Origin of the sequence: Stutzerimonas stutzeri, assembly GCF_000952685.1 — a bacterium.
GTDB classification, from domain to species: Bacteria; Pseudomonadota; Gammaproteobacteria; order Pseudomonadales; family Pseudomonadaceae; genus Stutzerimonas; species Stutzerimonas stutzeri_E.
The window spans coordinates 65,256-87,959 of sequence record NZ_JYHV01000020.1 but is presented as its reverse complement, the minus strand read 5'-3'; the positions used below and the strand labels follow the sequence as shown (position 1 = coordinate 87,959).

19 protein-coding genes and 1 tRNA gene are annotated in these 22,704 nt (G+C 61.3%); 16 read left to right on the top strand and 4 right to left on the bottom strand.

Annotation, left to right across the window (positions count from 1 at the left end):
* Nucleotides 1–303: 303 nt before the first annotated feature.
* From UF78_RS12230 to UF78_RS12215, 4 genes are all read left to right on the top strand, one after another.
* Nucleotides 304–380 (top strand) — tRNA-Asp (locus UF78_RS12230).
* Nucleotides 381–737: 357 nt separating this feature from the next.
* Nucleotides 738–2,177 (top strand): cytochrome ubiquinol oxidase subunit I, encoded by a 1,440-nt coding sequence (locus UF78_RS12225; protein ID WP_045162490.1) that lies wholly within the window; start codon nucleotides 738–740, stop codon nucleotides 2,175–2,177.
* Between the two features lie 2 nt (nucleotides 2,178–2,179).
* Nucleotides 2,180–3,187: a cytochrome d ubiquinol oxidase subunit II gene (gene cydB, locus UF78_RS12220; protein WP_045162489.1), complete on the top strand. Its 1,008-nt coding sequence runs from the start codon at nucleotides 2,180–2,182 to the stop codon at nucleotides 3,185–3,187.
* A 22-nt stretch (nucleotides 3,188–3,209) separates the two neighbouring features.
* Complete coding sequence (locus tag UF78_RS12215; protein ID WP_155397639.1) at nucleotides 3,210–3,368, top strand: DUF2474 domain-containing protein; 159 nt, start codon at nucleotides 3,210–3,212, stop codon at nucleotides 3,366–3,368.
* 387 nt (nucleotides 3,369–3,755) lie between these two features.
* Here UF78_RS12215 and UF78_RS12210 read toward each other — a convergent pair whose 3' ends face one another.
* Nucleotides 3,756–4,793, bottom strand: a complete 1,038-nt coding sequence (locus tag UF78_RS12210; RefSeq protein ID WP_045162487.1) for an AraC family transcriptional regulator — start codon at nucleotides 4,791–4,793, stop codon at nucleotides 3,756–3,758.
* Entirely contained in the window at nucleotides 4,790–5,797 is a 1,008-nt protein-coding gene (locus UF78_RS12205; RefSeq protein ID WP_045162486.1) for a carbon-nitrogen hydrolase, read from the bottom strand. The genes UF78_RS12210 and UF78_RS12205 overlap by 4 nt, the downstream gene beginning before the upstream one ends.
* A 220-nt stretch (nucleotides 5,798–6,017) precedes the next feature.
* Here UF78_RS12205 and UF78_RS12200 point away from each other — a divergent pair, with 220 nt between their 5' ends.
* From UF78_RS12200 to UF78_RS12180, 5 genes are all read left to right on the top strand, one after another.
* The gene (locus tag UF78_RS12200; RefSeq protein ID WP_045162485.1) at nucleotides 6,018–8,048 is read left to right on the top strand and encodes an NADPH-dependent 2,4-dienoyl-CoA reductase; all 2,031 of its coding nucleotides are present in this window, start codon (nucleotides 6,018–6,020) and stop codon (nucleotides 8,046–8,048) included.
* Between the two features lie 56 nt (nucleotides 8,049–8,104).
* Nucleotides 8,105–8,536, top strand: coding sequence for a nuclear transport factor 2 family protein (locus UF78_RS12195; RefSeq protein ID WP_045162484.1), 432 nt, complete (start codon nucleotides 8,105–8,107; stop codon nucleotides 8,534–8,536).
* Nucleotides 8,537–8,737: 201 nt separating this feature from the next.
* A complete protein-coding gene (locus UF78_RS12190; RefSeq protein ID WP_045162483.1) occupies nucleotides 8,738–10,099 on the top strand; it encodes a chromosome partitioning protein ParA in 1,362 nt (453 codons plus the stop codon).
* Between the two features lie 5 nt (nucleotides 10,100–10,104).
* Nucleotides 10,105–11,058, top strand: a complete 954-nt coding sequence (locus UF78_RS12185) for a 1-aminocyclopropane-1-carboxylate deaminase/D-cysteine desulfhydrase (protein WP_230623636.1) — start codon at nucleotides 10,105–10,107, stop codon at nucleotides 11,056–11,058.
* A 23-nt stretch (nucleotides 11,059–11,081) separates the two neighbouring features.
* Entirely contained in the window at nucleotides 11,082–12,188 is a 1,107-nt protein-coding gene (locus tag UF78_RS12180) for a cyclic nucleotide-binding domain-containing protein (RefSeq protein WP_045162481.1), read from the top strand.
* A gap of 30 nt (nucleotides 12,189–12,218) precedes the next feature.
* Here UF78_RS12180 and chrA read toward each other — a convergent pair whose 3' ends face one another.
* Entirely contained in the window at nucleotides 12,219–13,430 is a 1,212-nt protein-coding gene (gene chrA / locus UF78_RS12175; RefSeq protein ID WP_045162480.1) for a chromate efflux transporter, read from the bottom strand.
* An 87-nt stretch (nucleotides 13,431–13,517) separates the two neighbouring features.
* Nucleotides 13,518–14,447, bottom strand: coding sequence for a DUF1853 family protein (locus UF78_RS12170; RefSeq protein ID WP_045162479.1), 930 nt, complete (start codon nucleotides 14,445–14,447; stop codon nucleotides 13,518–13,520).
* Nucleotides 14,448–14,653: 206 nt separating this feature from the next.
* On the opposite strand from UF78_RS12170, the gene UF78_RS12165 reads away from it, so the two are divergent.
* The 7 genes from UF78_RS12165 to UF78_RS12135 all read left to right on the top strand — a co-directional run bounded on the left by UF78_RS12165 (nucleotide 14,654) and on the right by UF78_RS12135 (nucleotide 22,694).
* Nucleotides 14,654–15,541: an NAD(+) kinase gene (locus UF78_RS12165; protein WP_025242211.1), complete on the top strand. Its 888-nt coding sequence runs from the start codon at nucleotides 14,654–14,656 to the stop codon at nucleotides 15,539–15,541.
* Nucleotides 15,541–16,500, top strand: coding sequence for a metallophosphoesterase (locus UF78_RS12160; protein WP_045162478.1), 960 nt, complete (start codon nucleotides 15,541–15,543; stop codon nucleotides 16,498–16,500). The genes UF78_RS12165 and UF78_RS12160 overlap by 1 nt, the downstream gene beginning before the upstream one ends.
* Nucleotides 16,501–17,376 carry a rhomboid family intramembrane serine protease gene (locus tag UF78_RS12155; protein ID WP_045162477.1) on the top strand — a complete coding sequence of 292 codons (876 nt, stop codon included), beginning with the start codon at nucleotides 16,501–16,503 and terminating at the stop codon, nucleotides 17,374–17,376.
* Between the two features lie 70 nt (nucleotides 17,377–17,446).
* Nucleotides 17,447–17,722 carry a YeaC family protein gene (locus UF78_RS12150; protein WP_045162476.1) on the top strand — a complete coding sequence of 92 codons (276 nt, stop codon included), beginning with the start codon at nucleotides 17,447–17,449 and terminating at the stop codon, nucleotides 17,720–17,722.
* Nucleotides 17,722–18,555, top strand: coding sequence for a DUF2797 domain-containing protein (locus tag UF78_RS12145; RefSeq protein WP_045162475.1), 834 nt, complete (start codon nucleotides 17,722–17,724; stop codon nucleotides 18,553–18,555). Before UF78_RS12150 ends, UF78_RS12145 begins: the two co-directional genes overlap by 1 nt.
* Nucleotides 18,556–18,658: 103 nt before the next feature.
* On the top strand, nucleotides 18,659–21,316 hold the full coding sequence (pepN, locus tag UF78_RS12140) for an aminopeptidase N (RefSeq protein ID WP_045162474.1): 2,658 nt from the start codon (nucleotides 18,659–18,661) through the stop codon (nucleotides 21,314–21,316).
* Between the two features lie 286 nt (nucleotides 21,317–21,602).
* On the top strand, nucleotides 21,603–22,694 hold the full coding sequence (locus UF78_RS12135; protein WP_045162473.1) for a WD40/YVTN/BNR-like repeat-containing protein: 1,092 nt from the start codon (nucleotides 21,603–21,605) through the stop codon (nucleotides 22,692–22,694).
* Nucleotides 22,695–22,704: the final 10 nt, after the last annotated feature.

Sequence of the window (22,704 nt, the reverse complement as noted above, 5' to 3'; positions counted from 1 at the left end):
GTGGCTGGATCACGTAGGCAGTTGTGATATCTACGAACGGCCAGGCGTCCTGGCAGTCTAGACCGGGACCATGACAAGAAGCACCTGAGTATGCCAGTGCAACTGACTGTTTTTCAGGCAAAAGGTGCCCTATGGACGGCGATTCCTCTTCATGACCTCCCGTAGTCGGTATTTTTTAAGAAAATTACCTGGCACGCTGTTGACTTGATTGAAGTGGGTGCGTAAATTGCGCGCCTCGCAAGGCGATCAGCCGGTTGGTATCACGGTTGACTCTTACGATTCGGACGAAAGTCCGGCCGACGCGCAGCGGTAGTTCAGTCGGTTAGAATACCGGCCTGTCACGCCGGGGGTCGCGGGTTCGAGTCCCGTCCGCTGCGCCACATTTGCTTCCAAGTCCATTGAGCGACTGGAAGTCTCGCTAAAAGCGGCCTTATGGCCGCTTTTTTCGTTCTATATCGCCGCTTCCTGCACTCGTCTGGCGCGGGCAGATTTTTCGTCCCTTCTTACTTGATAACGGCGCAGCGCCGATCTTCGATCCGCTGGCTATCGGGGACGTTCCAATCTCGCTATTGCGAAGGCCTCCCGAGCCCCTTGAAGTGGCGCTGATCCAGTTCGCTCCGCTATACGCGGCGACCTGTCACAGCGACCCGAGCGCACCCTTGTGTTTTCCTGCTGTCATTAATGCGTGATGACATTAACAGGCCAGGGGCAAGCGGCTAACTGACGAGGGGTTTTTAATGTTCGGTCTGGAAGCTCTCGAGCTTGCGCGGATTCAATTCGCTTTCACCATTTCCTTCCACATCATCTTTCCGGCGATCACCATCGGACTGGCGAGCTTTCTGGCCGTGCTGGAAGGGCTGTGGTTGAAGACCAGGCGCCAGGTGTACCGCGACCTCTATCATTTCTGGCTGAAGATTTTTGCCGTTAATTTTGGCATGGGGGTGGTTTCCGGTATCGTCATGGCCTATCAGTTCGGCACCAACTGGAGCGCCTTCTCGGAGTTTGCCGGCAGCGTCACCGGGCCGTTGCTGGCGTACGAGGTGCTCACCGCGTTCTTCCTGGAGGCGGGGTTTCTCGGCGTCATGTTGTTCGGCTGGAATCGCGTCGGCCCCGGTCTGCACTTCTTCTCCACGCTGATGGTGGCCGTCGGCACACTGATTTCTACATTCTGGATTCTTGCCTCGAACAGCTGGATGCACACCCCTCAGGGCCACGAGATCATCGATGGCATCGTGGTGCCGGTGGACTGGTTCGCCATCGTGTTCAACCCCTCCTTTCCCTACCGGCTGACGCACATGGCGATTGCCGCGTTCCTCGCCACGGCGTTCATGGTGGGCGCCTCCGCGGCCTGGCATCTGTTGCGTGGGCGAGACAACCCTGCGGTCCGCAAGATGCTGTCCATGGCGATGTGGATGGCGTTGCTGGTGGCGCCGATCCAGGCATTGGTCGGTGACTTCCACGGCCTCAACACGCTGGAATACCAACCGGCAAAAATCGCCGCCATGGAAGGACATTGGGATAACTCCTCAGGCGAGCCAACGCCTCTGTTGCTGTTCGGCTGGCCTGACATGGAGCGTGAAGAGACGCGTTACAAGGTGGAGATTCCCTATCTGGGCAGCCTGATCCTCAAGCACAGCTTGACCGAGCCGATTCCGGCGCTGAAGGATTTTCCGCCAGAGGACAGACCCAACTCGACCATCGTGTTCTGGACGTTTCGCGTGATGGTCGCGCTGGGCTTTCTGATGATCTTCACCGGCTTGTGGAGCCTCCTGCTGCGACGAAGCGGTCGGCTGTACCAGTCACGTGCCTTTCTACGACTTGCGTTGTGCATGGGTCCCTCCGGAATCCTCGCGATTCTGGCCGGCTGGTTCACCACGGAAATCGGCCGCCAGCCTTGGGTGATTTATGGGCTGATGCGGACTGCAGACGCCGTTTCCAATCACGGCACCGAGCAGCTCGGCCTGACGCTGGCGATGTTCGTTCTGATCTACTTCGCGGTGTTCGGAATCGGTTTCGTCTATGTGTTGCGGCTGATTGCAAAGGGCCCCGTTACCAACGAGGGCAACGAGAAGGGCGCTGGTGGGCCCGGCGAGAAGCGGACGCCGATGCGACCGCTCTCGGCTGCCGACGAGGCGATTCCACACGAACACGGCGATCAACTGGGCGAGAGGAATTGAATATGGGTGTCGATCTTTCGCTGATCTGGGCCGTCATCATCATCTTCGGCATCATGATGTACGTGGTGATGGACGGCTTCGACCTGGGTATCGGGATCCTTTTCCCGTTCCTCGCCGACAGTTCCGAGCGCGACGTGGCGATGAATACCGTGGCGCCGATCTGGGATGGCAACGAAACCTGGTTGGTGCTGGGTGGCGCCGGGCTGTTCGCCGCGTTTCCGCTGGCCTATTCGGTGGTGCTTTCCGCGTTGTACCTGCCGATCATCTTCATGCTGATGGGCCTGATCTTCCGCGGCGTGGCCTTCGAATTCCGCTTCAAGGCGAGCGTCGCGCGCCAACATATCTGGGACAAGGCGTTCGTCGGTGGTTCATTGGCGGCGACCTTCTTCCAGGGCGTCGCGCTGGGCGCATTCATTCATGGGTTTCCGGTCGCCGATCGCGCCTATGCAGGGGGACCTCTGGATTGGTTGACGCCGTTCTCGGTGTTCTGCGGCGTGGCGCTGATTGCTGCCTATGCCTTGTTGGGCTGCACGTGGCTGATCATGAAAACCGAGGGTGAACTGCAGCGACGGATGCACGACATCGGCACGCCACTGGTCTGGGCGGTATTGGCGGTGACCGGCATCGTGAGTATATGGACGCCTTTAACACATCCGGACATCGCCGAGCGCTGGTTCAGCATGCCGAACCTGTTCCTCTTCATGCCGGTGCCCATCCTCGTGTTGCTGTGCACGTTCGGACTGCTGCGATCTATCGCGCGCTACGCCCACTACGCGCCGTTCCTGTTCACCCTGGCGCTTATATTCCTTGGCTACAGCGGCCTTGGCATCAGCCTCTGGCCGAACATCATCCCGCCATCGGTCAGCATCTGGGAGGCCGCCTCGCCACCGCAGAGCCAGGGTTTCACTCTGGTGGGGGCGCTGCTGATCATCCCTTTGATCCTGATGTACACCGCATGGAGCTATTACGTGTTCCGCGGCAAGGTCAGCGCAGAGGATGGCTATCACTAGTCGTCTCGTTATGGAGCCCACGATGCAGAAGAAGCCCGAAAGCAGTGCGCCAGGACCGAAGCCGTTATGGCAGCGCATGACCTGGCTCGTGCTGATTTGGTCTGCCAGTGTGCTGGCGCTCGGGGTGGTCGCCTGGCTGCTGCGTCAGTTCATGACAGCCGCTGGCCTGGCGACCCCATGAGTGCACCAAGAGGCTCTGCAACGGCGGTTGTAGCCATGTGCGGCGATTGGGCGCGTTGTGGCTGTGGAGAGGTTGGGCTATTCAGTCGTAAGTGCCAGCGTGGGGCGGTTCATGTTTTCGTCATGTCTCCGCGGTAGCTTGCTGGCATGGACTTTGTTAGCACCGGTAGCAGCTGTTGAAAAACGCAGGCGAGGCGTCTTGCCAACGCAATGGGATTTCGACGGTTTGGCAGACCCCAGCAAGAGGAGCGCTCCTATGGATGACTATCAGGACGAGATACTCGAATGGCACGCCGCAGAGCAGGACGGTCCTGAGCCGGCCGACGACGCCTTCGAGCTTTAAGACGGCCACTGGCGTTTCGCTGCAGCACGACGAAACGTCAGCGGATCAATCAGCGCGCCGCTGCGCGCGCCGATATTCCCCCGGTGTTTGTCCGCTCCAGCGTTTGAACGCGCGTTGAAAGGCTTCCGCCGAGGAAAATCCCAGTAGCCAGGCTATCTCGCCGAAAGCGGATTCGGTATCCCGTATGTAGGCCATTGCCAGGTCGCGTCGTGTGTCGTTGAGAATGGCCCGATAGCTGGTGCCTTCTTCCTCGAGCTTGCGACGCAGGGTCCAGGGTGGCAGCTGCAAGCGGCTGGCGATCTGCTGCAGATCGGGTTCTTGGCCCTTGAGCATCGGCCCTAGGAGTTGGGTGACCCGCTCGCGCAGGCTGCGGGTACGGGTGCGCTGCTCCAGCTCCGCCTCGCAGAGCTCCAACAGCTGGCGCCAGGTGCCAGGGCAATGTTCCGGGTTGCGCAAAGCCAGCGTGGCTCTGTCCAATCGCAGCTGATTGTGTTCGGCCGCGAACTCCACCGGTTTCGTGAAGAACGTCTCGTAGAAAGTTGCGTAGATGGGGCGCTCGAACTCGATGTGTACCGCCACGGGTACCAGCGGGGAAGCGGCCACCGTGCTCAGCTGAGTGATCCAGCTCGCCAATACCGTATCCACGACGAACCGGTTGTAGCTGTTGTAGGGGCTGATCGAATAGAACCGCAGCCAGGCTCCTTTGGCATCCTCATGGAACCCGGAGGCGCCGCGGTAGTTGGATGCATACAGCGGTTCATAGCGGATCAGCGCGCGGGCGGCTTCTCGAACGGTCGGCGCCTGGGTTGATGTCACCCCGACCAGACCAAGATGCCCGGCCTTGCGCAATCGTCCCATCTCCAGGCCCAGGCTCGGGTCGCCAGTCAATTGTATGGCGGCATGGCCGAGGCGCATGTAACGCGGGATCGAAAGCCGGGCACGCGGTTCCGAGAGGCGCGCGGGATCCAGCCCGTAAGCATCGAGCAGCGGTTGCGGATCGATCTGCTTTGCCAGCAGGGCGCTGCTCAGGCTATGCACGAAGCCAACCGAGAGATCACCCAGGCGCACTCGCTGCCGATTCATGGTCGGTCCGGTAGCCACAGGTTGGTCAGTTGCACCGGCTCGTTGTAGCGTTGGCGGACAGGGCGCCGCGGAGAGCCGACCAAGTTCCACGGCAAACCGAGGGTACGTACCTCCATGCGCGGCAGGGTGGTCTGTGGCGGGTTGCTGGCTGCGCAGGTAACCGGCGGATCATCGCGCGCGCCAGGCAGAGCGAGTAGATCGGCATCGGCTGGCGGTGATCGAGTGTATCCATCGCAGCCGATCAGCACCGCTAGACGTCCGGCGGGTGTCAGCAGCGCGGACGACGGTGCATCCGGGGCCTGACTATAGCGGCGTTCGTAGCGGCTGAGCCCCATCTTGTACTGCAGCGGTCCGATGGGTTCGCCGTCGGCGGCAAAACTCAGACTGACCTGGCGAAGCGGGCCATCGCCGATCTGCAGGCGTCCTTCCTCAAGGCGCGGCTCGGGGAGCACGATGGAACCTGCGACCAGCGTCACTCCGTAATCACGGGCAAGGCCGCCGAATATGCGCTGATAGTCATCGGCCATCTGCCGGCCCTTGATTTTCAGAACGGCCTCGGTGCGGTGGTCTTCACCCTCGTTATCGAGCAGCGCTCGAAGGTACGTCCATGGATTGCTCAGCGCCATCCAGTGCATGGCGTCGCGCAACGTGCGCGCCTGCTGCACTTCAGGTTTTTCTCCCAGGGCAAACAGCCCGGTGCCGACATGTTCCGGCAGCACGACGATAGTGCGCGAGTCCAGTAGGCCGGCATCGCGTGCCTGGTTGAGATAAGTGGTGAATTTCAGTTGCAGCCGTTCTCTGCTCTGGTAGTCAGCCGGCGTCAGGCGGGTTTCCACGCCGAGCAGATTGCCAGCAGGGCCTGGCTGCCCGTGGCTGTTGATCGGCAGGGTGCGCAGATCGGACAGCAGCGGGCCACTGCGCCGGTCGCGCGTCCAGTCCAGGTAGAAGCTGAGCGCGACGAGGACGAGTACCGTCAGGCCGAATAGTTTGCTGTAGGTGCGCATGACTGAGGTTGGTTAAACGTGTGGGAGGAGACTAGAGACATGCCCGATGATTGCCAAGTGTTTTTGCGCAATAGGGTCAGGCAGTTGTCAGTTTCGATCATTGAGCGAGGCGCAGCGCCTGTTTATCTTCACGACACAGTGACCGCGACCCCACGAGGCGTGGCATTCCTACCGTTGACCCTGGGCCGCTGTGACCGTGCCGCCTGATCGAGGAACGAACATGACCGCTTTTCCGCACCTGCTGGCTCCGCTGGATCTGGGCTTCACCACCTTGCGTAATCGCACGCTTATGGGCTCGATGCACACCGGTCTTGAGGAGATGCCCAACGGATTCGAGCGTATGGCTGCATTCTTTGCCGAACGCGCCCGTGGCGGCGTCGGCCTGATCGTTACCGGCGGGGTGGGGCCCAACGAAGAGGGTTCGGTGCGGGCCGGTGCCGCCAAACTGTCGACGGGCGAGGAGGCCGAAGAGCACAAGATCGTTACCCAGGCCGTGCATGAGGCAGGTGGCAAGATCTGCATGCAGATTCTTCATGCCGGGCGTTATGCCTACAGTCCACAGCTGGTCGCACCGAGCGCCATTCAGGCCCCGATCAACCCCTTCACGCCGCGTGAGTTGGATGAAGAGGGCATCGAAAAGCAGATTCGCGACTTCGTCAATTGCGCCAGCCTGGCGAAGCAGGCCGGCTATGACGGCGTCGAAATCATGGGGTCGGAAGGCTACTTCATCAACCAGTTCCTCGTCGCGCATACCAACCACCGCACCGACCGTTGGGGCGGCTGCTATGAAAATCGCATGCGTCTACCTGTGGAGATCGTGCGGCGTGTGAGAGAGGCCGTGGGGCCGGAGTTCATCATCATCTATCGCCTGTCGATGCTCGACCTGATGGAAGGCGGCAGTATCTGGGAGGAGGTGGTGCAGTTGGCCAAGGCCATCGAGCAGGCCGGCGCGACACTGATCAACACAGGCATCGGCTGGCACGAGGCGCGTATCCCGACCATCGCTACAAAGGTGCCGCGTGCGGCGTTCACCAAGGTGACCGCCAAGCTACGTGGCGAAGTCGGTATCCCTCTGGTGACTACCAACCGCATCAACACACCGGAAGTCGCCGAACAGGTGCTGGCTGAAGGCGATGCAGACATGGTGTCGATGGCACGACCCTTTCTGGCCGATCCGGATTTCGTCAACAAAGCGGCGGCCGATCGCAGCGATACCATCAATACCTGCATCGGTTGCAACCAGGCCTGCCTCGACCATACGTTCAGTGGCAAATTGACCACCTGCCTGGTCAATCCGCGCGCCTGCTACGAAACCGAGCTGAACTACATTCCTACCGCGTCAGTGAAGAAAATCGCGGTCGTTGGCGCCGGCCCGGCGGGGTTGTCGGCCGCGACCGTCGCCGCCGAGCGTGGCCATCAGGTGACCTTGTTCGACTCGGCCAGCGAGATCGGCGGCCAGTTCAACGTTGCCAAACGTGTACCAGGCAAGGAAGAGTTCTACGAAACCTTGCGTTACTTCAACAGCAAGCTCGAGAGCACCGGTGTCGATGTCCGCCTGGATACCCGCGTCAGTGCGGCGGACCTGCTGAACGGCGGCTATGACGAGATCATCCTCGCCACCGGTATCGCACCGCGCACACCGCAGATCCCAGGCATCGAGCATCGGATGGTGATGAGTTACCTCGACGCGATTCTGCAACGCAAACCCGTTGGGCAGCGCGTCGCGGTGATCGGCGCCGGCGGCATCGGCTTCGACGTTTCTGAATTCATCACCCATCAAGGTCAGTCGACCAGCTTGGACCGTGAAGCGTTCTGGAAGGAATGGGGCATAGACCTCGGGCTCGAGGCGCGTGGCGGCGTCGCCGGAATCCAGCCGGCACCGCACGCACCGGCTCGTCAGGTCTATCTTCTGCAGCGCAAGAAGTCCAAGGTCGGCAATGGTCTGGGCAAGACCACCGGCTGGATTCATCGCACTGGCCTGAAGAACAAGCAGGTGCAGATGATCAGCGCTGTGGAGTATCTCAAAGTGGACGATCAGGGCCTGCATATTCGTGTCGCCGACGGCGAGCCTCAGGCGTTGCCAGTGGATACCGTGATCGTTTGTGCAGGACAGGACCCACTGCGTGAGTTGCAGGCTGAGCTCGAGGCAGGGGGTGCCAAGGTGCACCTGATCGGTGGCGCGGACGTGGCCGCCGAACTCGATGCCAAGCGGGCCATCAACCAGGGCTCGCGTCTCGCGGCTGAACTCTGAGTATCCAGGCCCCGCTACGAGCGGGGCTTTTTTCTTGCGCAATAAAGGAGCTCCGCATGAATGCTTCCCTCGCGATGCAGCCCGCCGTTGCTGCGACTGTGCAGCGCTGGCATCGGATGATCGACGCCCAGGATCTCCAGCAACTACCGGAGCTGCTGCATCCGCGGGCGGTGTTCCGTTCGCCGATGGCTTTCAAACCCTACGAGAGCGCAGTGGCGGTCAATCTGATCCTCAATACCGTGGTAACGGTATTCGAAGACTTTGAATACCATCGCCAGTTGGTCAGTCCCGATGGCTTGAACGTCGTGCTGGAATTCAGCGCACGCGTCGGTGATCGACAGCTCAAGGGCATCGACATGATCCGTTTCGATGAATCTGGACTGATCACCGATTTTGAAGTCATGGTGCGTCCAATGAGCGGCCTGCAGGCGCTCGGCGAGGAGATGGGCAGGCGCCTGGCGCCTCAGCTTGCCGCGCTGACGCGGTGACGCGGTGATCGTCCACCTCCGATGCCGCCATAGTTTGCTGGTTGCACCTCGCTGCGAATAAGCATGCCGACTCGCTGCCAACCCAGTCACATCGCCCGCTGCGGTTTTTCCCCTAAACTTGCGCCAACCATGGGATGGCGGCGTCGGTGCGGTTGCTGTCTCGGAATTTCGCTGGCCGATCAAGCCGTTGAGGGTGCGAGCATGCAGATCAAACCGCAGACGGTCGAAGCCGTGCTGTTCTTCAACGATGACGGCGTCTGCAAGGAAATGCTCTATCCGGAATTCGAGGCGATGCTCGATGGGGTCGTGAGCATGCCCGAATTCGCCGATCAGCAGATGCGCGTCGCCTATGTACTGATCAACACCCGCTTGCAGGTTCGCGCGGCGGTGTTCTTCTATCTCGATTTCAACGAAGACGGTTCGGCTGACAGTGGCTGGAACATTCCGCTGCGCAATCTGGCCGAACGTACCGGGCGCGGGCCCGATCTGGGCGCGGGCCCCATTCGCCTGGCCTGCCGCAGTCAGTGCCCGGTCTCCTGGTACCAGATGCATCTCTGGGATCCGGAACTGACCCAGAGCAAGAATCACCTCGTCATGCTGCGCGATCGGGTCAGGCGCAACCAGCTTGGTCTTTTGGTCGAGGAAGAACAGCCTCAGACGGTACCGGCCGAGCGACTGCAGATGGTCGCCGAAGACACCTGGTACGCGGCTGATTCGGCCAAGCAAACCGCCACCCGACGGGCAGAGAAACTGGAACAGGAACAACGGCTGAAGGCCGCGCAACTGATCAAGCAGCAGCGTCTGCGCATCGCCAATCTTGAGCAGCAGCGCGAGGCCGATATCACCAGGTTGCGCGAACTGGCCGCACAGCAGCATGCCAAGCTGCAGGACGAGCTTGCCCAGTTGCGTCAGGAGCTGGTGCACAAAGAGCAGCTTGCCGCAGACCTGCGGGCACAGCTCAACGAACAGGCTGAAGGCTTTCAGAAAACCCGCGAAGAGATGAGCCGACAGCTCCGTGCGTTGGAACACAATAGCCGCGCCGAAGCGCAGGCTGCGCGTGCGCAGTTCGATGACGAACTACAGCGGCAAGTCGCAGCAGCCGTGGCTGAGTACAAGGAGCAAGTATCCATACGCGACGTCGAACTGGCCTACCGCAACGAACTGGATAGCCAGTTACAGGAAGAAATCGAGCAGCTCCAGAAGCAACGTGATGCGCTCATCGAGCAGAGCGGTGAGCGCTCCCTGGAACGTCTTTCAGCGCTTGGCGTGGCGTTCATGGCCTACCATCCCGGTGCCGGTCACCTGACTATTCCACTTTCTGATATGGCCGGTTATCAGCAAAACCCGCTCGCCTATGCTGCGGCTAAATGCGCGGTCTCCGAAGAACAGTACGGTCAGTGGGTTCAGCATTATCAGCAGCCCACCTGCATTGCCACGCTGTCCAGCGGAGAACGCTGCAATATGCCGTTGGACAAAGTGGAGTCGCCGGGGCGTTTCGTCATTGGACATTCCAACTGCTGTGCCAGGCATCGATCGCAGGACCGGCTACGCACGGGTAGCTGATGCACGTGCCTGCACTTTCAGCGTTTTCCCCAGAGGCTGTGCCTGCGCCGTTGCACACCGTCGACTTACCCTGGCTGCAGCGAGCGAACATACAGCTCGCCGTGTTGCGCCTGGACGTGATCGATCCCGAGTTGTCTGGAAACAAGTGGTTCAAACTCGTCCATCACCTGCACGCAGCCCAGGCGGCCGATGCGCCAGGACTGATCAGCCTCGGCGGTCCGCATTCCAACCATCTTCACGCGCTGGCCGCCGCGGCCAAGCGCTTCGGGCTTGCCAGCGTTGGCCTGTTGCGCGGGCATCCCCAGCGAACCGCGACAGTGGAGGATCTGCAGGGCTTCGGCATGCAGCTGCACTGGCTGGGTTACGCGGGCTACAGGGCGCGGCATCAGCCGGACTTCTTTGACGTCTGGCGCCAGCGTTACCCGGACTATCACTGCATACCTGAAGGTGGCGGTGGATTGGCGGGTGCCCTGGGTTGCGCGCCCTTGGTGCTCCGCGTACGGGAGCAGCTTGCCGCGCTTAGCTGGGACGACTACGACGGCTGGTGGTTGGCTGCTGGCACCGGAACGACGCTGGCCGGGTTGGTGATGGGTGAGGCGGAGCAGGGTAACCGATGGGTATATGGGGCGCTGGCGGGGCCACCGTCTCACGGCGTCACGCAAGAGGTCGGCCGACTGCTGGGTGAGGCCGGTGTCGTCTCCGCAAATTATCAGCTGATCGATGCGAGTCGCGGTGGTTTCGGCCAATTCGACGAGACTCTGGCTCGCTTCATGGTCGAAACCGAGCGGGCGGCCGAACTACCTCTGGAGCCGGTTTATACAGCTAAAGCGATGATGGCATTGCGCCTTTATGTGGAGCGCGGTTATTTTGCGACCGGCACGCGGCTCATCTTCGTGCACACCGGTGGCCTGCAGGGTCGACGGGCTGCCCAGGCACAGCTGGACGAGCTGCTGCGCTGAACTTCTGTACTTGGAATCCATGGATGAACAAGCCGTTACTCCCCGATCAGATACGCAGTCTGACTCCGCTCAATGCGCTCTCGCCTCGTCAGTTGCAATCGCTGCGTGACCAGTTGATCCCTCGCCCGCTGCTCGCCAACCAGTGGCTGTTCGATGGCGAGACCGAGCTCGGGTCGAGCTATTTCCTGCTGACCGGTTCGCTGTCCATGCAAGGCGCGGACGGCGTGGCTTGGCGAATGTTCGCTGGCTCTCCAGAAAGCTGCCATGTGTTCAGTGCCGGTAGCCGGCTGATTCAGGTACAGGCGCTGGAAGACTCCAGTGTGCTGGTAGTCGATAGCGCACTGTTGGATCGTTCATTAGCCTGGCATCAGAGCCATTCCGATCTGCTTCTCCAGCTGGCGACCACTGGTGAGCTGACCGAATGGCTCGAGGAACTGCTGGAAAATCCGTTGTTCGCCAAGGTGCCGGCGGAAAACGTGCGGAGCATGTTGGGCAAGCTCGAGGCAATCGAGTTGCCTGCCGGCCATGTGTTACTGCATGAAGGCGATGCCGGAGATTGCTGTTACTTCCTAAAAAGCGGCCGTGCGGAAGTGATGATCGGCTTTGATAGCGACGAGCAGGTAGTGGCTGAGTTGGGCGTCGGTGCCTGTGTCGGCGAAGAAGCCTTGCTGACCGAGAGCCCGCGCAACGCCACTGTGACCTTGCTCGAAGAGTCCTGTGTGCTGCGTCTGGCGCGGCAGGATTTCATTGCCCTGCTGAAGGCGCCAGTGGTAGCCGAGCTAGGGCTGGCGCAGGCCAACGAACTGGTCGCTCAAGGCGCGCAATGGCTGGATGTCCGACTGCTGGACGAATACCAGCGTGGCCATGCGCTGCAGGCGCTGAACATGCCGCTGCATCTGTTACGCCTGAAAGCGCGCCTGCTGAAGCAAGATCGGGTCTATCTGTGTTACTGCGACAGCGGCAAGCGTAGCGCCAGCGCGGTCTTTCTGCTGACCCAGCTGGGCTTCACCGCCTATCCGTTGCGCGACGGGCTCGATGCCCTGTCGGCGGAGGAGTATGCGGCCTTGCTGTGCGAGCAGGGCAGTGGCTATCTAGCGCGTTCCGGCGGGCGTACCGAGCGTAGCGGCTGATGATCGGAGTCAGGTTGCGCTTGCCGCCCATTAGAACAGCGCGGCAACCACCCAGCCGGCAATGCCACCGGCCAGCACCACCAGCCAGGGGGGCAGCTTCCAGGCCATCAGGGCGACCAGGGCGATCAGCGCCAGGGTAAAGTCGCCAGGGCCGAATATCGCGTTGGTCCAGACCGGGTTGTACAGTGCCGCCAGCAGCAGGCCGACCACCGCCGCGTTTACCCCAACCAACGCCGCCTGTACTTGGCGATTGGCGCGTAGCCGATCCCAAAAAGGGATCACACCGAATACCAGCAGAAACGAAGGAATGAATACCGCGACGAGGCATAAACCTGCGCTCACCAGACGGGTGCCTCCCTCGTTCATCGATCCACCGAGAAAGGCGGAAAAGGTGAACAGCGGCCCCGGTACTGCCTGGGCGGCTCCGTAGCCCGCGAGAAAGGTATCGTTGCTGACCCAGCCGTTGGGAACGACCTCGGCCTGTAGCAGTGGAAGCACCACATGACCACCGCCGAAGACCAGCGCGCCGGTGCGATAGAAGGTATCGAGCAATGCCAGCCATTGGTTGGTCGAGGCGAGTGCCAGAACGGGCAGCACGATTAGCAGGGCGAAGAATGCCAGTAGAAACAGGCTGGCTGCTGAGCGACCCGCAGAGATATGCAATGGAGTCGGCGGGGCTTTCATCGCCGGGCGAAACACCAACAATCCAAACACGCCTGCCAGCGCGATGACGCCGAGTTGTGCCCAAGCGTTGGGTAGGACCAATACCGCACAGGCCGCCAGCAGCGCGACGATCCTGCGCGCGCCATCGGTACACAGGTTCCGCGCCATGCCCCAGACTGCCTGAGCCACGACCGCTACCGCGACGATTTTCAGGCCATGCAGGAACCCTTCCGGAACGGCATCGCCCCAGTTAGCGATGCCGAGGGCGAACAATGTCAGCGCAATCGCCGAGGGCAGGGTAAAGCCGGCCCAGGCGGCGAGCGAGCCGCGGTAACCGCCACGTAACAGGCCGATGGCGATACCGACCTGGCTGCTGGCGGGGCCGGGGAGAAACTGGCAGAGCGCGACCAGATCGGCATACCGCGCCTCATCCAGCCAGTGGCGGCGGTTGACGAATTCTTCGCGGAAGTAGCCGAGATGGGCGACCGGACCGCCAAACGAGGTCAGCCCCAGGCGCAGGAACACCAAAAATATCGCCCAGGCGGTCGAACGCTGTCGGTGGTCTGAGGTAAGGGACATGGAAGCTTCTGCTGTTGGCGTGGACACGTCGGCTAGCCTGGCAGTATGCGATAGACGGATGACAGTTTGGCGGCAACGCCGCGTCAATCATCCTGGCCAGCTATCGGGTACCACGAACAGGCGCTCGCGCTCGACCCAGCGGCCGTCCGTCTCCTGCTCAAGGCGTGCCATGAGCCTCGCCTGCTTGCCGTTGACTTCGGCTATCCAGCGCTCGATTTCCTCGGCTGACCAAGACTGGCTGCCGTCCAGCTGTGCCGGTGCCAACCAGGCCTGACGGCGCAGCGGCTGCCAGCGTGTCGCGCCATCGGCCACTGTCGCGTTCACCCAATCGCTCTGCCGTAGCCAATGTCCATCGAGATGCAGCGGATGGGCCCCGGCCGGTGGCTCGCACCCGGACGACCACGGCTGAAACAGATAACCGCCAAGCCAGAGGGCACTGTCGATTTCGCTGCAGGTCAACTCGGCGAGAAGCGCCTTCGCAGCTGCGCTCGACGAGAGTTGCAGCTGATGCTCGCAGAGTCTTTGAAGTTTGATGTCCAGTCGGTCATGGCTGCCGGGCCCTAGCCAGTGATCGTGCCGACGGCGGTCACCTGCTTCCAGGCCCAGGTAGAATTTCACCGCCAACTCGACATGATGGACGCCTTCGGCGTCGTGCAGAATCAGATCCAGTTCGCCCAGCGTATGACCTCCCTGGCGGATCGGCAGATTGGCCACCAGCAGCTCGACGTCCGGCGCCTGACCCAGCGCGAACTGCCAGAGGCGCTCGTAATACAGGCCCAACCGGCGGATGCTGTGTTGTGCCAGCCACGCCTCGAGCACAGTCGGCTGGCCGTCGTGCGACAGCAGCCAGTCGGCAAGCTCGCCGGGGTGAGAGGCCCAGCGACTGGCTGCGAACGGGTGTCGCTGCGGGGCCGGCGTATCGCTCAGCAGGGGAGGCGACATCAGCACCCACGCGAGATCCCGCACCTGAGGGTGCAGCAATCGGGGCATCAATTCAGCAAGATAAGACGGGCTCATGCAACAAGCATAGCCGGGATGGTTTGCTGCCACTTCGAGCTTTCGCCCATAATCCCTGCGCCGCGTCGCAACGGGATTCCGGGCAGCGCGCGGCGTTGAACTCAATCGCGCCCGCGCGACACCAATCTAGTGCCTGTTACGCTTCGGCCGGCCTGCGCCCCGATGCACGCCCGCCCGTTACCAGCCACGCCTATCAGGGAGCTTCAATGGATCAGTTCCGCAATATCGGCATCATTGGCCGCCTGGGCAGTTCCCAGGTGCTGGATACCATTCGCCGGCTGAAGCGGTTCCTCGTAGAGCGCCATCTGCATGTCATTCTCGAGGAGAATATCGCCGAGGTGCTGCCGGGCCATGGCATGCAGACCTCGTCGCGGCAGAGGCTGGGCGAGTCCTGTGACCTGGTCATCGTGGTCGGAGGTGATGGCAGCCTGCTCGGTGCTGCACGGGCGATGGCCAGGCACCGTGTTCCGGTGCTGGGAATCAACCGTGGCAGCCTGGGTTTCCTCACCGATATTCGTCCCGACGATCTGGAAGAAAAGGTCGCCGAAGTGCTTAGTGGGCAGTACACCCTGGAGAACCGCTTCCTGCTCGAGGCCCAAGTGCGGCGCTTCGAAGAGTCCATCGGCGAGGGTGACGCGCTCAATGATGTGGTGCTGCATCCCGGCAAGTCGACGCGGATGATCGAATTCGAACTGTACATCGACGGCCAGTTCGTCTGTAGCCAAAAAGCCGACGGGCTGATCGTCGCCACGCCGACCGGCTCTACGGCTTATTCGCTGTCCGCCGGCGGGCCGATCATGCATCCGCGTCTGGATGCCATCGTCATCGTGCCGATGTATCCGCACACCTTGTCCAGCCGCCCGATTGTGGTGGATGGCAACAGCGAGCTGAAAATCGTGGTCTCACCGAACATGCAGATCTATCCGCAAGTATCGTGTGACGGCCAGAACCATTTCACCTGTGCGCCAGGCGATACCGTCACCGTGCGCAAGAAGCCGCAGAAGCTGCACCTGATTCACCCGCTTGACCACAACTATTACGAGGTGTGCCGTACCAAGCTTGGCTGGGGCAGTCGCCTTGGTGGAGGGGAATAGTGATTGTCGATCCGGAGCGCAGCTACGACCTCATCGGGGACGTGCACGGTTGCGCCCATACTCTGGAGCGTCTGCTCGAGCAGCTCGGTTACAGCCGGCACGGGGGCATCTGGCAGCACCCGCGGCGGCAAGTGATCTTCCTTGGTGACATCATCGACCGCGGCCCGCGCATCCGTGAGGCGCTGCACCTGGTGCACGACATGGTCGAGGCGGGGCAGGCCCACTGCATCATGGGCAATCACGAGTTCAATGCGCTGGGGTGGTACACACCGGCCCCGCCGGAGAGCGGCAAGACCTTCGTCCGCGAACATTCGCCCCGCTATGAGATGCTGCTGCAGCAGACCTTTCAGCAGTTCGAGGATTATCCGGAGGAATGGCGGGCGTTTCGCGAATGGCTCATGGAGCTGCCGCTATTTCTTCAGTGTGAGCGCTTCCGTGTGGTTCACGCCTGCTGGGATAACACGGTGATCGGCCAGTTGCGCCAGCGCCTGCAGCAAGGACGGGTCGATCCCGAGTTTCTGCGTGACGCTGCCTTTGCTGATGGGTTTGCCGCCAAGGCGCTGGATCGTCTGCTGCGTGGCACCGATATGCCACTGCCGGAAGGTCTGACGCTGACCAGCGCCGAGGGTTTTACCCGCAGTTTCTTCCGCACCAAATTCTGGGAAGAGAACCCAAAGACTTACGGCGATATCGTGTTTCAGCCCGACGGCCTGCCGGAGAAGGCGGCGCGCCTGCCGCTCAGCGAAAGCCAGAAGAGCCGCCTGTTCCTGTACGGTCCCGACGAGCCGCTGTTGTTCGTTGGGCATTACTGGCGTAGCGGCGAACCCGCTCCCATACGGCATAACCTGGCTTGCCTGGATTACAGCGCGGTGAAATACGGCAAGCTGGTAGCCTACCGACTAGACGATGAAACCCGACTCGACCCAGCGAAGTTCGTCTGGGTGAATGTGGAGCGCTGAATGATCGTCGTAGAGGCGTTGCGTCTGCCGTTGTCGGAAGATCTGAGTGGCTTCATTGCATTGCTGCGGCGTCTGCAGGTGCCCTGCCGGGTCTCGGAAGAGGCGGGCGAACAGGTGCTGAGGGTGCCGGCAGAAACGGCTGAGCAGGTCCGTGAGCTCTATCAGCGCTATCCGCAAGGGGATGGAACGGTCGTCGCCGAGCAGCCGCCGCGGCGGGGAGGTGGGTTCTTCGCCAGCCTACGGCGTAGCCCGCTGACAGCGATGATGTTACTGCTGACGTTGTTTGCGGCGGCCACCACCATGCTGGGCGAGAATTTCGAGACCATCCGCTGGTTCAGCTTCAGCGATTTTCGCATCGACGGCGAATACGCCTATTTCGCCACCCTCGAACAGACCCTGGCCGAAGGTCAATGGTGGCGGCTGATCACGCCGATCTTCGTGCACTTTGGCTTTCTACATCTGGCGATGAATTCCATGTGGTACTGGGAGCTCGGGCGGCGTATCGAATATCGACAGGGTGCATTGATGCTGTTGGGGTTGACCCTACTGTTCGGTGTTGTCTCCAACCTGTCGCAATATACGTTTGGCGGTCCCGGCATTTTCGGCGGGCTCTCCGGTGTGCTCTATGGATTGCTGGGGCATTGCTGGTTGTTTCAGAAACTGTCGCCGGGCGAGGCCTACCGACTGCCACCCGGTGTGGTGGTGCTGATGTTGATCTGGCTGGTGGTGTGTCTGAGCGGCGTGGTCGATGTGCTCAGTTTTGGCGCGCTGGCGATCGCCAACGCGGCCCATGTCGGTGGGCTGGCCGCCGGCTGCCTGACCGGTTTCCTCGGTGGGCTGCTATCGCGTCGCAGGGCGGCGGGCCGGCGCAACTGAAAGGCTGATCGGGTTTTCCCTAAAGCGGCGGCGCTCGGTAGAATGTCCGCTTGTTCTCCGGGAGCCGGCCATGTCGTCCTTTATCGAAGCCATCGAAAACATTACCCCCGAAATCTACGAAAACCTCAAAACCGCCGTCGAGCTGGGCAAGTGGAGCGACGGCCGCAAGCTGACGCCCGAGCAGAAGGAAACCTGTCTCGGCGCGATGATCGCCTGGGAAATGAAGAACCTCCCCGAAGAGCAGCGCACCGGCTACATGGGTGGCCAGGAGTGCGCCTCCAAGAGCAAGAACAAGGCGCCGATCGACACCAGTCTGTTCGCCCCGGCTTCTGGAACGCGACACTGATGCTTGAACTCGGACGCGGCGCCCTGAGCAAGATGTCGGTTCAGCTCGGCGCGCCGGCGCAGTACTCGTTCCGTCTCGATGAACACCGGGTGCCGGTCAACCCGCTGATCGGCAAGACCCTGCGGCTGGAATATCTCGGCGCCATTCATTGCAGCCATTGTGGACGCAAGACCAACAAGAGCTTCAGCCAGGGGTATTGCTATCCCTGCTTCAAGAAGCTGCCGCAGTGCGACATCTGCATCATGAGCCCGGAAAAATGCCACCACGACTTCGGCACCTGCCGCGATCCGCAGTGGGGCATGGATTTCTGCATGACCGACCATGTGGTGTACCTCGCCAACTCGTCGGGCATCAAGGTGGGCATCACCCGCGCCACGCAATTGCCGACGCGCTGGCTTGACCAGGGCGCGAGCCAGGCGCTGCCGATCATGCGCGTCGCGACCCGACAGCAGTCCGGCATGGTCGAAGACCTATTGCGCAGCCAGGTGGCCGATCGCACCAACTGGCGCGCGCTGCTCAAGGGCGATGCCGAGCCCATCGACCTGATGGAGATTCGCGAGCAGATCTTCGATGCCTGTGCCGATGGCCTGCGAGATCTGCAGCAGCGTTATGGACTGCAAGCGATCCAGCCAATGGCGGATGCCGAGGTGCTGGAAATCCGCTACCCCGTCGAGGCCTATCCCACCAAGATTGTCAGTCTAGACTTGGAAAAGACCCCTGTCGTAGAAGGCACCCTGCGCGGTATCAAGGGTCAATACCTGATCCTCGACACAGGCGTGATCAACATTCGCAAGTTCACCGCTTACCAGGTGGCCGCAAGCTGCACGCCGTAAACCCAAGCTTGTAGGTGAATTCAGCTTCATCGATTCACCAAACGAACCATTCACTCGCAGCTTCAAGCTCGCAGCTTGAAGCTGCCTCGAAGAGGCCAACCCAATGCGCACCGAACAACCGAAAGTCATTCATCTCAAGGATTACCAGGCGCCTGAGTACCTGATCGATGAAACCCATTTGACCTTCGAGCTCTACGAGGACCGTACCCTGGTCCATGCGCAACTGGTAATGCGCCGCAACCCGGATGCGGGCGCTGAACTGCCGCGGCTCGAGCTGCACGGCCAGGATCTGGAGCTGCTCTCACTGTCGATCAATGACCGGCCACTTGGCCTTGGCGATTACGAGGTGGCTGGGGAATGCCTGACGCTGCAACCTGACGCGGCCAGCTTCACCCTCGACAGCAGCGTGGTAATCCACCCCGAGAGCAATACCGCGCTGGAAGGCCTCTACAAATCCGGCAGCATGTTCTGCACCCAGTGCGAGGCCGAGGGGTTCCGCAAGATCACCTATTACCTCGACCGTCCGGACGTGATGAGCAAGTTCACCACCACGGTCAGCGCCGAGAAACAGGCCTATCCAATCCTGCTGTCCAACGGTAACCCGCTCGCCAGTGGAGAAGAGGATGATGGTCGTCATTGGGTGACCTGGGAAGATCCGTTCAAAAAGCCTGCCTACCTGTTCGCCCTGGTGGCCGGCGATCTTTGGTGCGTCGAGGACAGCTTCACCACCATGAGCGGGCGCGACGTGGCGCTGCGCATCTATGTCGAGCCTGAGAACATCGACAAGTGCCAGCACGCCATGGACAGCCTGAAGAAGTCGATGAGGTGGGACGAAGAGGCCTACGGTCGCGAGTACGACCTGGACATCTTCATGATCGTTGCGGTCAACGACTTCAACATGGGTGCGATGGAGAACAAGGGCCTCAACATCTTCAACTCCAGCGCCGTGCTGGCGCGTGCCGAAACCGCTACCGACGCCGCTCACCAGCGGGTAGAAGCGATCGTCGCCCATGAATATTTCCACAACTGGTCGGGCAACCGCGTCACCTGTCGCGACTGGTTTCAGCTGTCGCTGAAGGAAGGCTTCACGGTTTTCCGTGATTCGCAATTCAGCGCCGACATGAATTCGCCGACCGTCAAGCGCGTCGAAGACGTCTCCTACTTGCGTACGCACCAGTTCGCCGAGGATGCCGGCCCGATGGCCCACTCGGTGCGCCCGGAGTCCTTCATCGAGATCTCCAACTTCTATACCCTGACCGTCTATGAGAAGGGCGCCGAAGTGGTGCGCATGATTCAGACACTGCTGGGCGAGGAGGGCTTTCGCAAGGGCAGCGACCTCTACTTCGAGCGGCATGACGGCCAGGCCGTTACCGTCGATGATTTCGTCAAAGCCATGGAAGATGCCAACGGCGCCGATCTGACGCAGTTCAAACGCTGGTACAGCCAGGCAGGCACACCGCGTCTGGCGGTCAGCGAGCAATACGATGACGCCAACAAGAGCTATACGCTGACCTTCCGTCAGAGCTGTCCGCCAACACCGGGGCAGAGCGAGAAGCTGGCGTTCGTGATTCCGGTTTCGCTGGGCCTGCTCGATAGCCAAGGCGCGGAAATTGCGCTACGCCTGCAGGGCGAAAGTGCGGCGGTCGGGACCACCCGCGTGCTCGCGGTCGACCAGCCCGAGCAGAGTTTCACATTCGTCGACGTTCCCGAGCAGCCGCTGCCCTCGTTGCTCCGTGGTTTCTCGGCACCGGTGAAGCTGGAGTTTCCCTACAGCCGTGATCAGCTGATGTTCCTCATGCAGCACGATTCCGACGGGTTCAACCGCTGGGAGGCGGGGCAGCAGCTGTCCGTGCAGGTACTGCAGGAGATGATCGGTCAGCACCAGCGCGGCGAAGCGCTGCACCTGGATCAGCGTCTGGTCGAGGCGCTGCGCAGCCTGCTGCAGGACGAGTCACTCGATCCCGCCATGGTTGCCGAAATGCTCTCGCTGCCCAGTGAAGCCTACCTCACCGAGATCAGCGAAGTGGCCGATGTCGATGCCATCCATGCGGCGCGTGAGTTCGCCCGAGAGCGCATCGCCACCGCGTTGTTCGATCTGCTCTGGAAGCGTTATCAAGCCAATCGTGAGGTCTCTCGGCAGACGCCTTACGTGGCCGAGGCTGGCCACTTCGCCCGTCGCGCGCTGCAGAACATCGCGCTGTCCTACCTTATGCTCAGCCGCAAGCCCGAGGTGGTCGCCGCCTGTGTCGAACAGTTCGACCAGGCGGACAACATGACCGAGCGTCTGACCGCATTGGCGGTGTTAGTCAATTCCGACTTCGCTGCCGAGCGCGACAAGGCGCTGGAAGCCTTCGCCGAGCACTTCAAGGATAACCCTCTGGTGATGGATCAGTGGTTCAGCGTGCAGGCCGGCAACACCCAGCCGGGCGGCCTGGAGCGCGTCCAGCAGCTGATGCAACATCCGGCGTTCACGCTGAAGAACCCGAACAAGGTTCGTGCGCTGATCGGGGCTTTCGCCAACCAGAACCTGGTCAACTTCCATCGGGAGGACGGTGCCGGCTATCACTTCCTCGCCGATCAGGTCATCGTGCTGAACACCCTCAATCCGCAAATCGCCTCGCGCCTTCTTGCGCCGCTGACCCGCTGGCGCAAGTACGATGCCAGTCGCCAAGGCCTGATGAAGGCCGAACTGGAGCGCATTCTAGCCTCGGGCGAATTGTCCAGCGATGTTTACGAGGTGGTCAGCAAGAGCCTTGCTTGACGCACTGACCGCGTGAGCCGGGCCAACGAAATGAGATGACCCGAAACGACAATCCCGCGCATCGTCGCGGGATTGTCGTTTTCGAAGTCCTGAAACCCTTCTTCGAAGCGGAACGCGTCGCGCGGCGAAGCCCCGTGCCATAAGGCATGCCTATCGGACAACATCAATCAGCCCGGCTTAACAAAACATAACGTCCAGACAATTGCCGGCGCTTTCGAAAGCCCTATAGCATGGCCCAGCCTGATATCAAATCAGGCCTTACCTAATAAGAATAAAGGGGGTATGTATGAGTGAGCCCGTCATGTGGCGCACCCAGTTCGGCCGTGCGACAGAAGCACTTCGCAAGCCGATGTTCAGCTCGTCGCTGGTGAGAACACTCTCGCTCTACAGTGTTGTGCTCTCCACTCTGGTACTGATCGCTGCACCGGCTCATGCACAAAGCGCCACGGAGCCCGGCACTCGCTATGCGATCGAATCGCAAAAAGCCGCATCCTCACTTCTTCTTGATATTGCCTATGCCGGCTCGCGTTTGGTGGCTGCAGGGGACCGGGGGCACATCCTTTATTCCGATGACGGAGGCGCCACTTGGTCGCAGGTCAAGGTGCCCACCCGTCAACTGCTCACTGCTGTGTATTTCGCCGATGACAAACATGGCTGGGCGGTCGGCCATGACGCGTTGATTCTGGCGACCAGTGACGGCGGCGAGACCTGGACGCGGCAGTACGAAAACCGCGAAGGCGAGGTGCCGCTGCTCGACGTCTGGTTCGAAAGCCCGCAACACGGCTTCGCGACCGGCGCATACGGCGTGCTGCTGGAAACCACCGACGGTGGCCAGAACTGGGAAGACGTCGCCGACCGCCTCGATAACGAGGACGGCACGCACCTCAACGCCATCGCAGAAATTCCTGGCTCCGGTCTATTCATCGTCGGCGAAATGGGCGGCATGTTCCGTTCCACTGATGCGGGCGAAACCTGGGAGCGTGTCGAATCGCCTTATCAAGGTTCCTTCTTCGGCGTGGTCGCTGGCGGCGAGCCTGGCGTGGTCGTGGCATTCGGCCTGCGCGGGCACCTGTTCCGCTCCACCGATTTCGGTGACAGCTGGCAGCCGATCGAGTTGCTCGACGGCGGCGAGCCGATCGAGTCGGGGCTCGCGGACGGCAATCTGCTACCCGATGGGCGCATCGTGGTGGTAGGCCACGGCGGCACCGTGCTCAGCAGCGAGGACAAAGGGCAGAGTTTCAAGCTATTCAGTCGACCGGATCGGCGCTCGCTGTCAGGCGTCGTCGCCAACCCGGATGGCAACCTGGTCCTCGTCGGGCAGAGCGGCGTCAGGGTCGTTTCGCCGAGCGGCGCGAACCTGCCCGTAAAACAACAATAAGCCGGAGCCA

What these genes read in the sequence shown, in the direction of transcription:
- UF78_RS12215 (WP_155397639.1), top strand. Translation starts at nt 3,210, where the DNA reads ATGCAGAAGAAGCCCGAAAGCAGTGCGCCAGGACCGAAGCCGTTATGG.
- UF78_RS12165 (WP_025242211.1), top strand. Translation starts at nt 14,654, where the DNA reads ATGGATCAGTTCCGCAATATCGGCATCATTGGCCGCCTGGGCAGTTCC.
- UF78_RS12180 (WP_045162481.1), top strand. Translation starts at nt 11,082, where the DNA reads ATGAACAAGCCGTTACTCCCCGATCAGATACGCAGTCTGACTCCGCTC.
- UF78_RS12190 (WP_045162483.1), top strand. Translation starts at nt 8,738, where the DNA reads ATGCAGATCAAACCGCAGACGGTCGAAGCCGTGCTGTTCTTCAACGAT.
- pepN (WP_045162474.1), top strand. Translation starts at nt 18,659, where the DNA reads ATGCGCACCGAACAACCGAAAGTCATTCATCTCAAGGATTACCAGGCG.
- UF78_RS12200 (WP_045162485.1), top strand. Translation starts at nt 6,018, where the DNA reads ATGACCGCTTTTCCGCACCTGCTGGCTCCGCTGGATCTGGGCTTCACC.
- UF78_RS12135 (WP_045162473.1), top strand. Translation starts at nt 21,603, where the DNA reads ATGAGTGAGCCCGTCATGTGGCGCACCCAGTTCGGCCGTGCGACAGAA.
- UF78_RS12150 (WP_045162476.1), top strand. Translation starts at nt 17,447, where the DNA reads ATGTCGTCCTTTATCGAAGCCATCGAAAACATTACCCCCGAAATCTAC.
- chrA (WP_045162480.1), bottom strand. Translation starts at nt 13,430, where the DNA reads ATGTCCCTTACCTCAGACCACCGACAGCGTTCGACCGCCTGGGCGATA.
- UF78_RS12225 (WP_045162490.1), top strand. Translation starts at nt 738, where the DNA reads ATGTTCGGTCTGGAAGCTCTCGAGCTTGCGCGGATTCAATTCGCTTTC.
- UF78_RS12170 (WP_045162479.1), bottom strand. Translation starts at nt 14,447, where the DNA reads ATGAGCCCGTCTTATCTTGCTGAATTGATGCCCCGATTGCTGCACCCT.
- UF78_RS12205 (WP_045162486.1), bottom strand. Translation starts at nt 5,797, where the DNA reads ATGCGCACCTACAGCAAACTATTCGGCCTGACGGTACTCGTCCTCGTC.
- UF78_RS12155 (WP_045162477.1), top strand. Translation starts at nt 16,501, where the DNA reads ATGATCGTCGTAGAGGCGTTGCGTCTGCCGTTGTCGGAAGATCTGAGT.
- UF78_RS12210 (WP_045162487.1), bottom strand. Translation starts at nt 4,793, where the DNA reads ATGAATCGGCAGCGAGTGCGCCTGGGTGATCTCTCGGTTGGCTTCGTG.
- UF78_RS12145 (WP_045162475.1), top strand. Translation starts at nt 17,722, where the DNA reads ATGCTTGAACTCGGACGCGGCGCCCTGAGCAAGATGTCGGTTCAGCTC.
- cydB (WP_045162489.1), top strand. Translation starts at nt 2,180, where the DNA reads ATGGGTGTCGATCTTTCGCTGATCTGGGCCGTCATCATCATCTTCGGC.
- UF78_RS12195 (WP_045162484.1), top strand. Translation starts at nt 8,105, where the DNA reads ATGAATGCTTCCCTCGCGATGCAGCCCGCCGTTGCTGCGACTGTGCAG.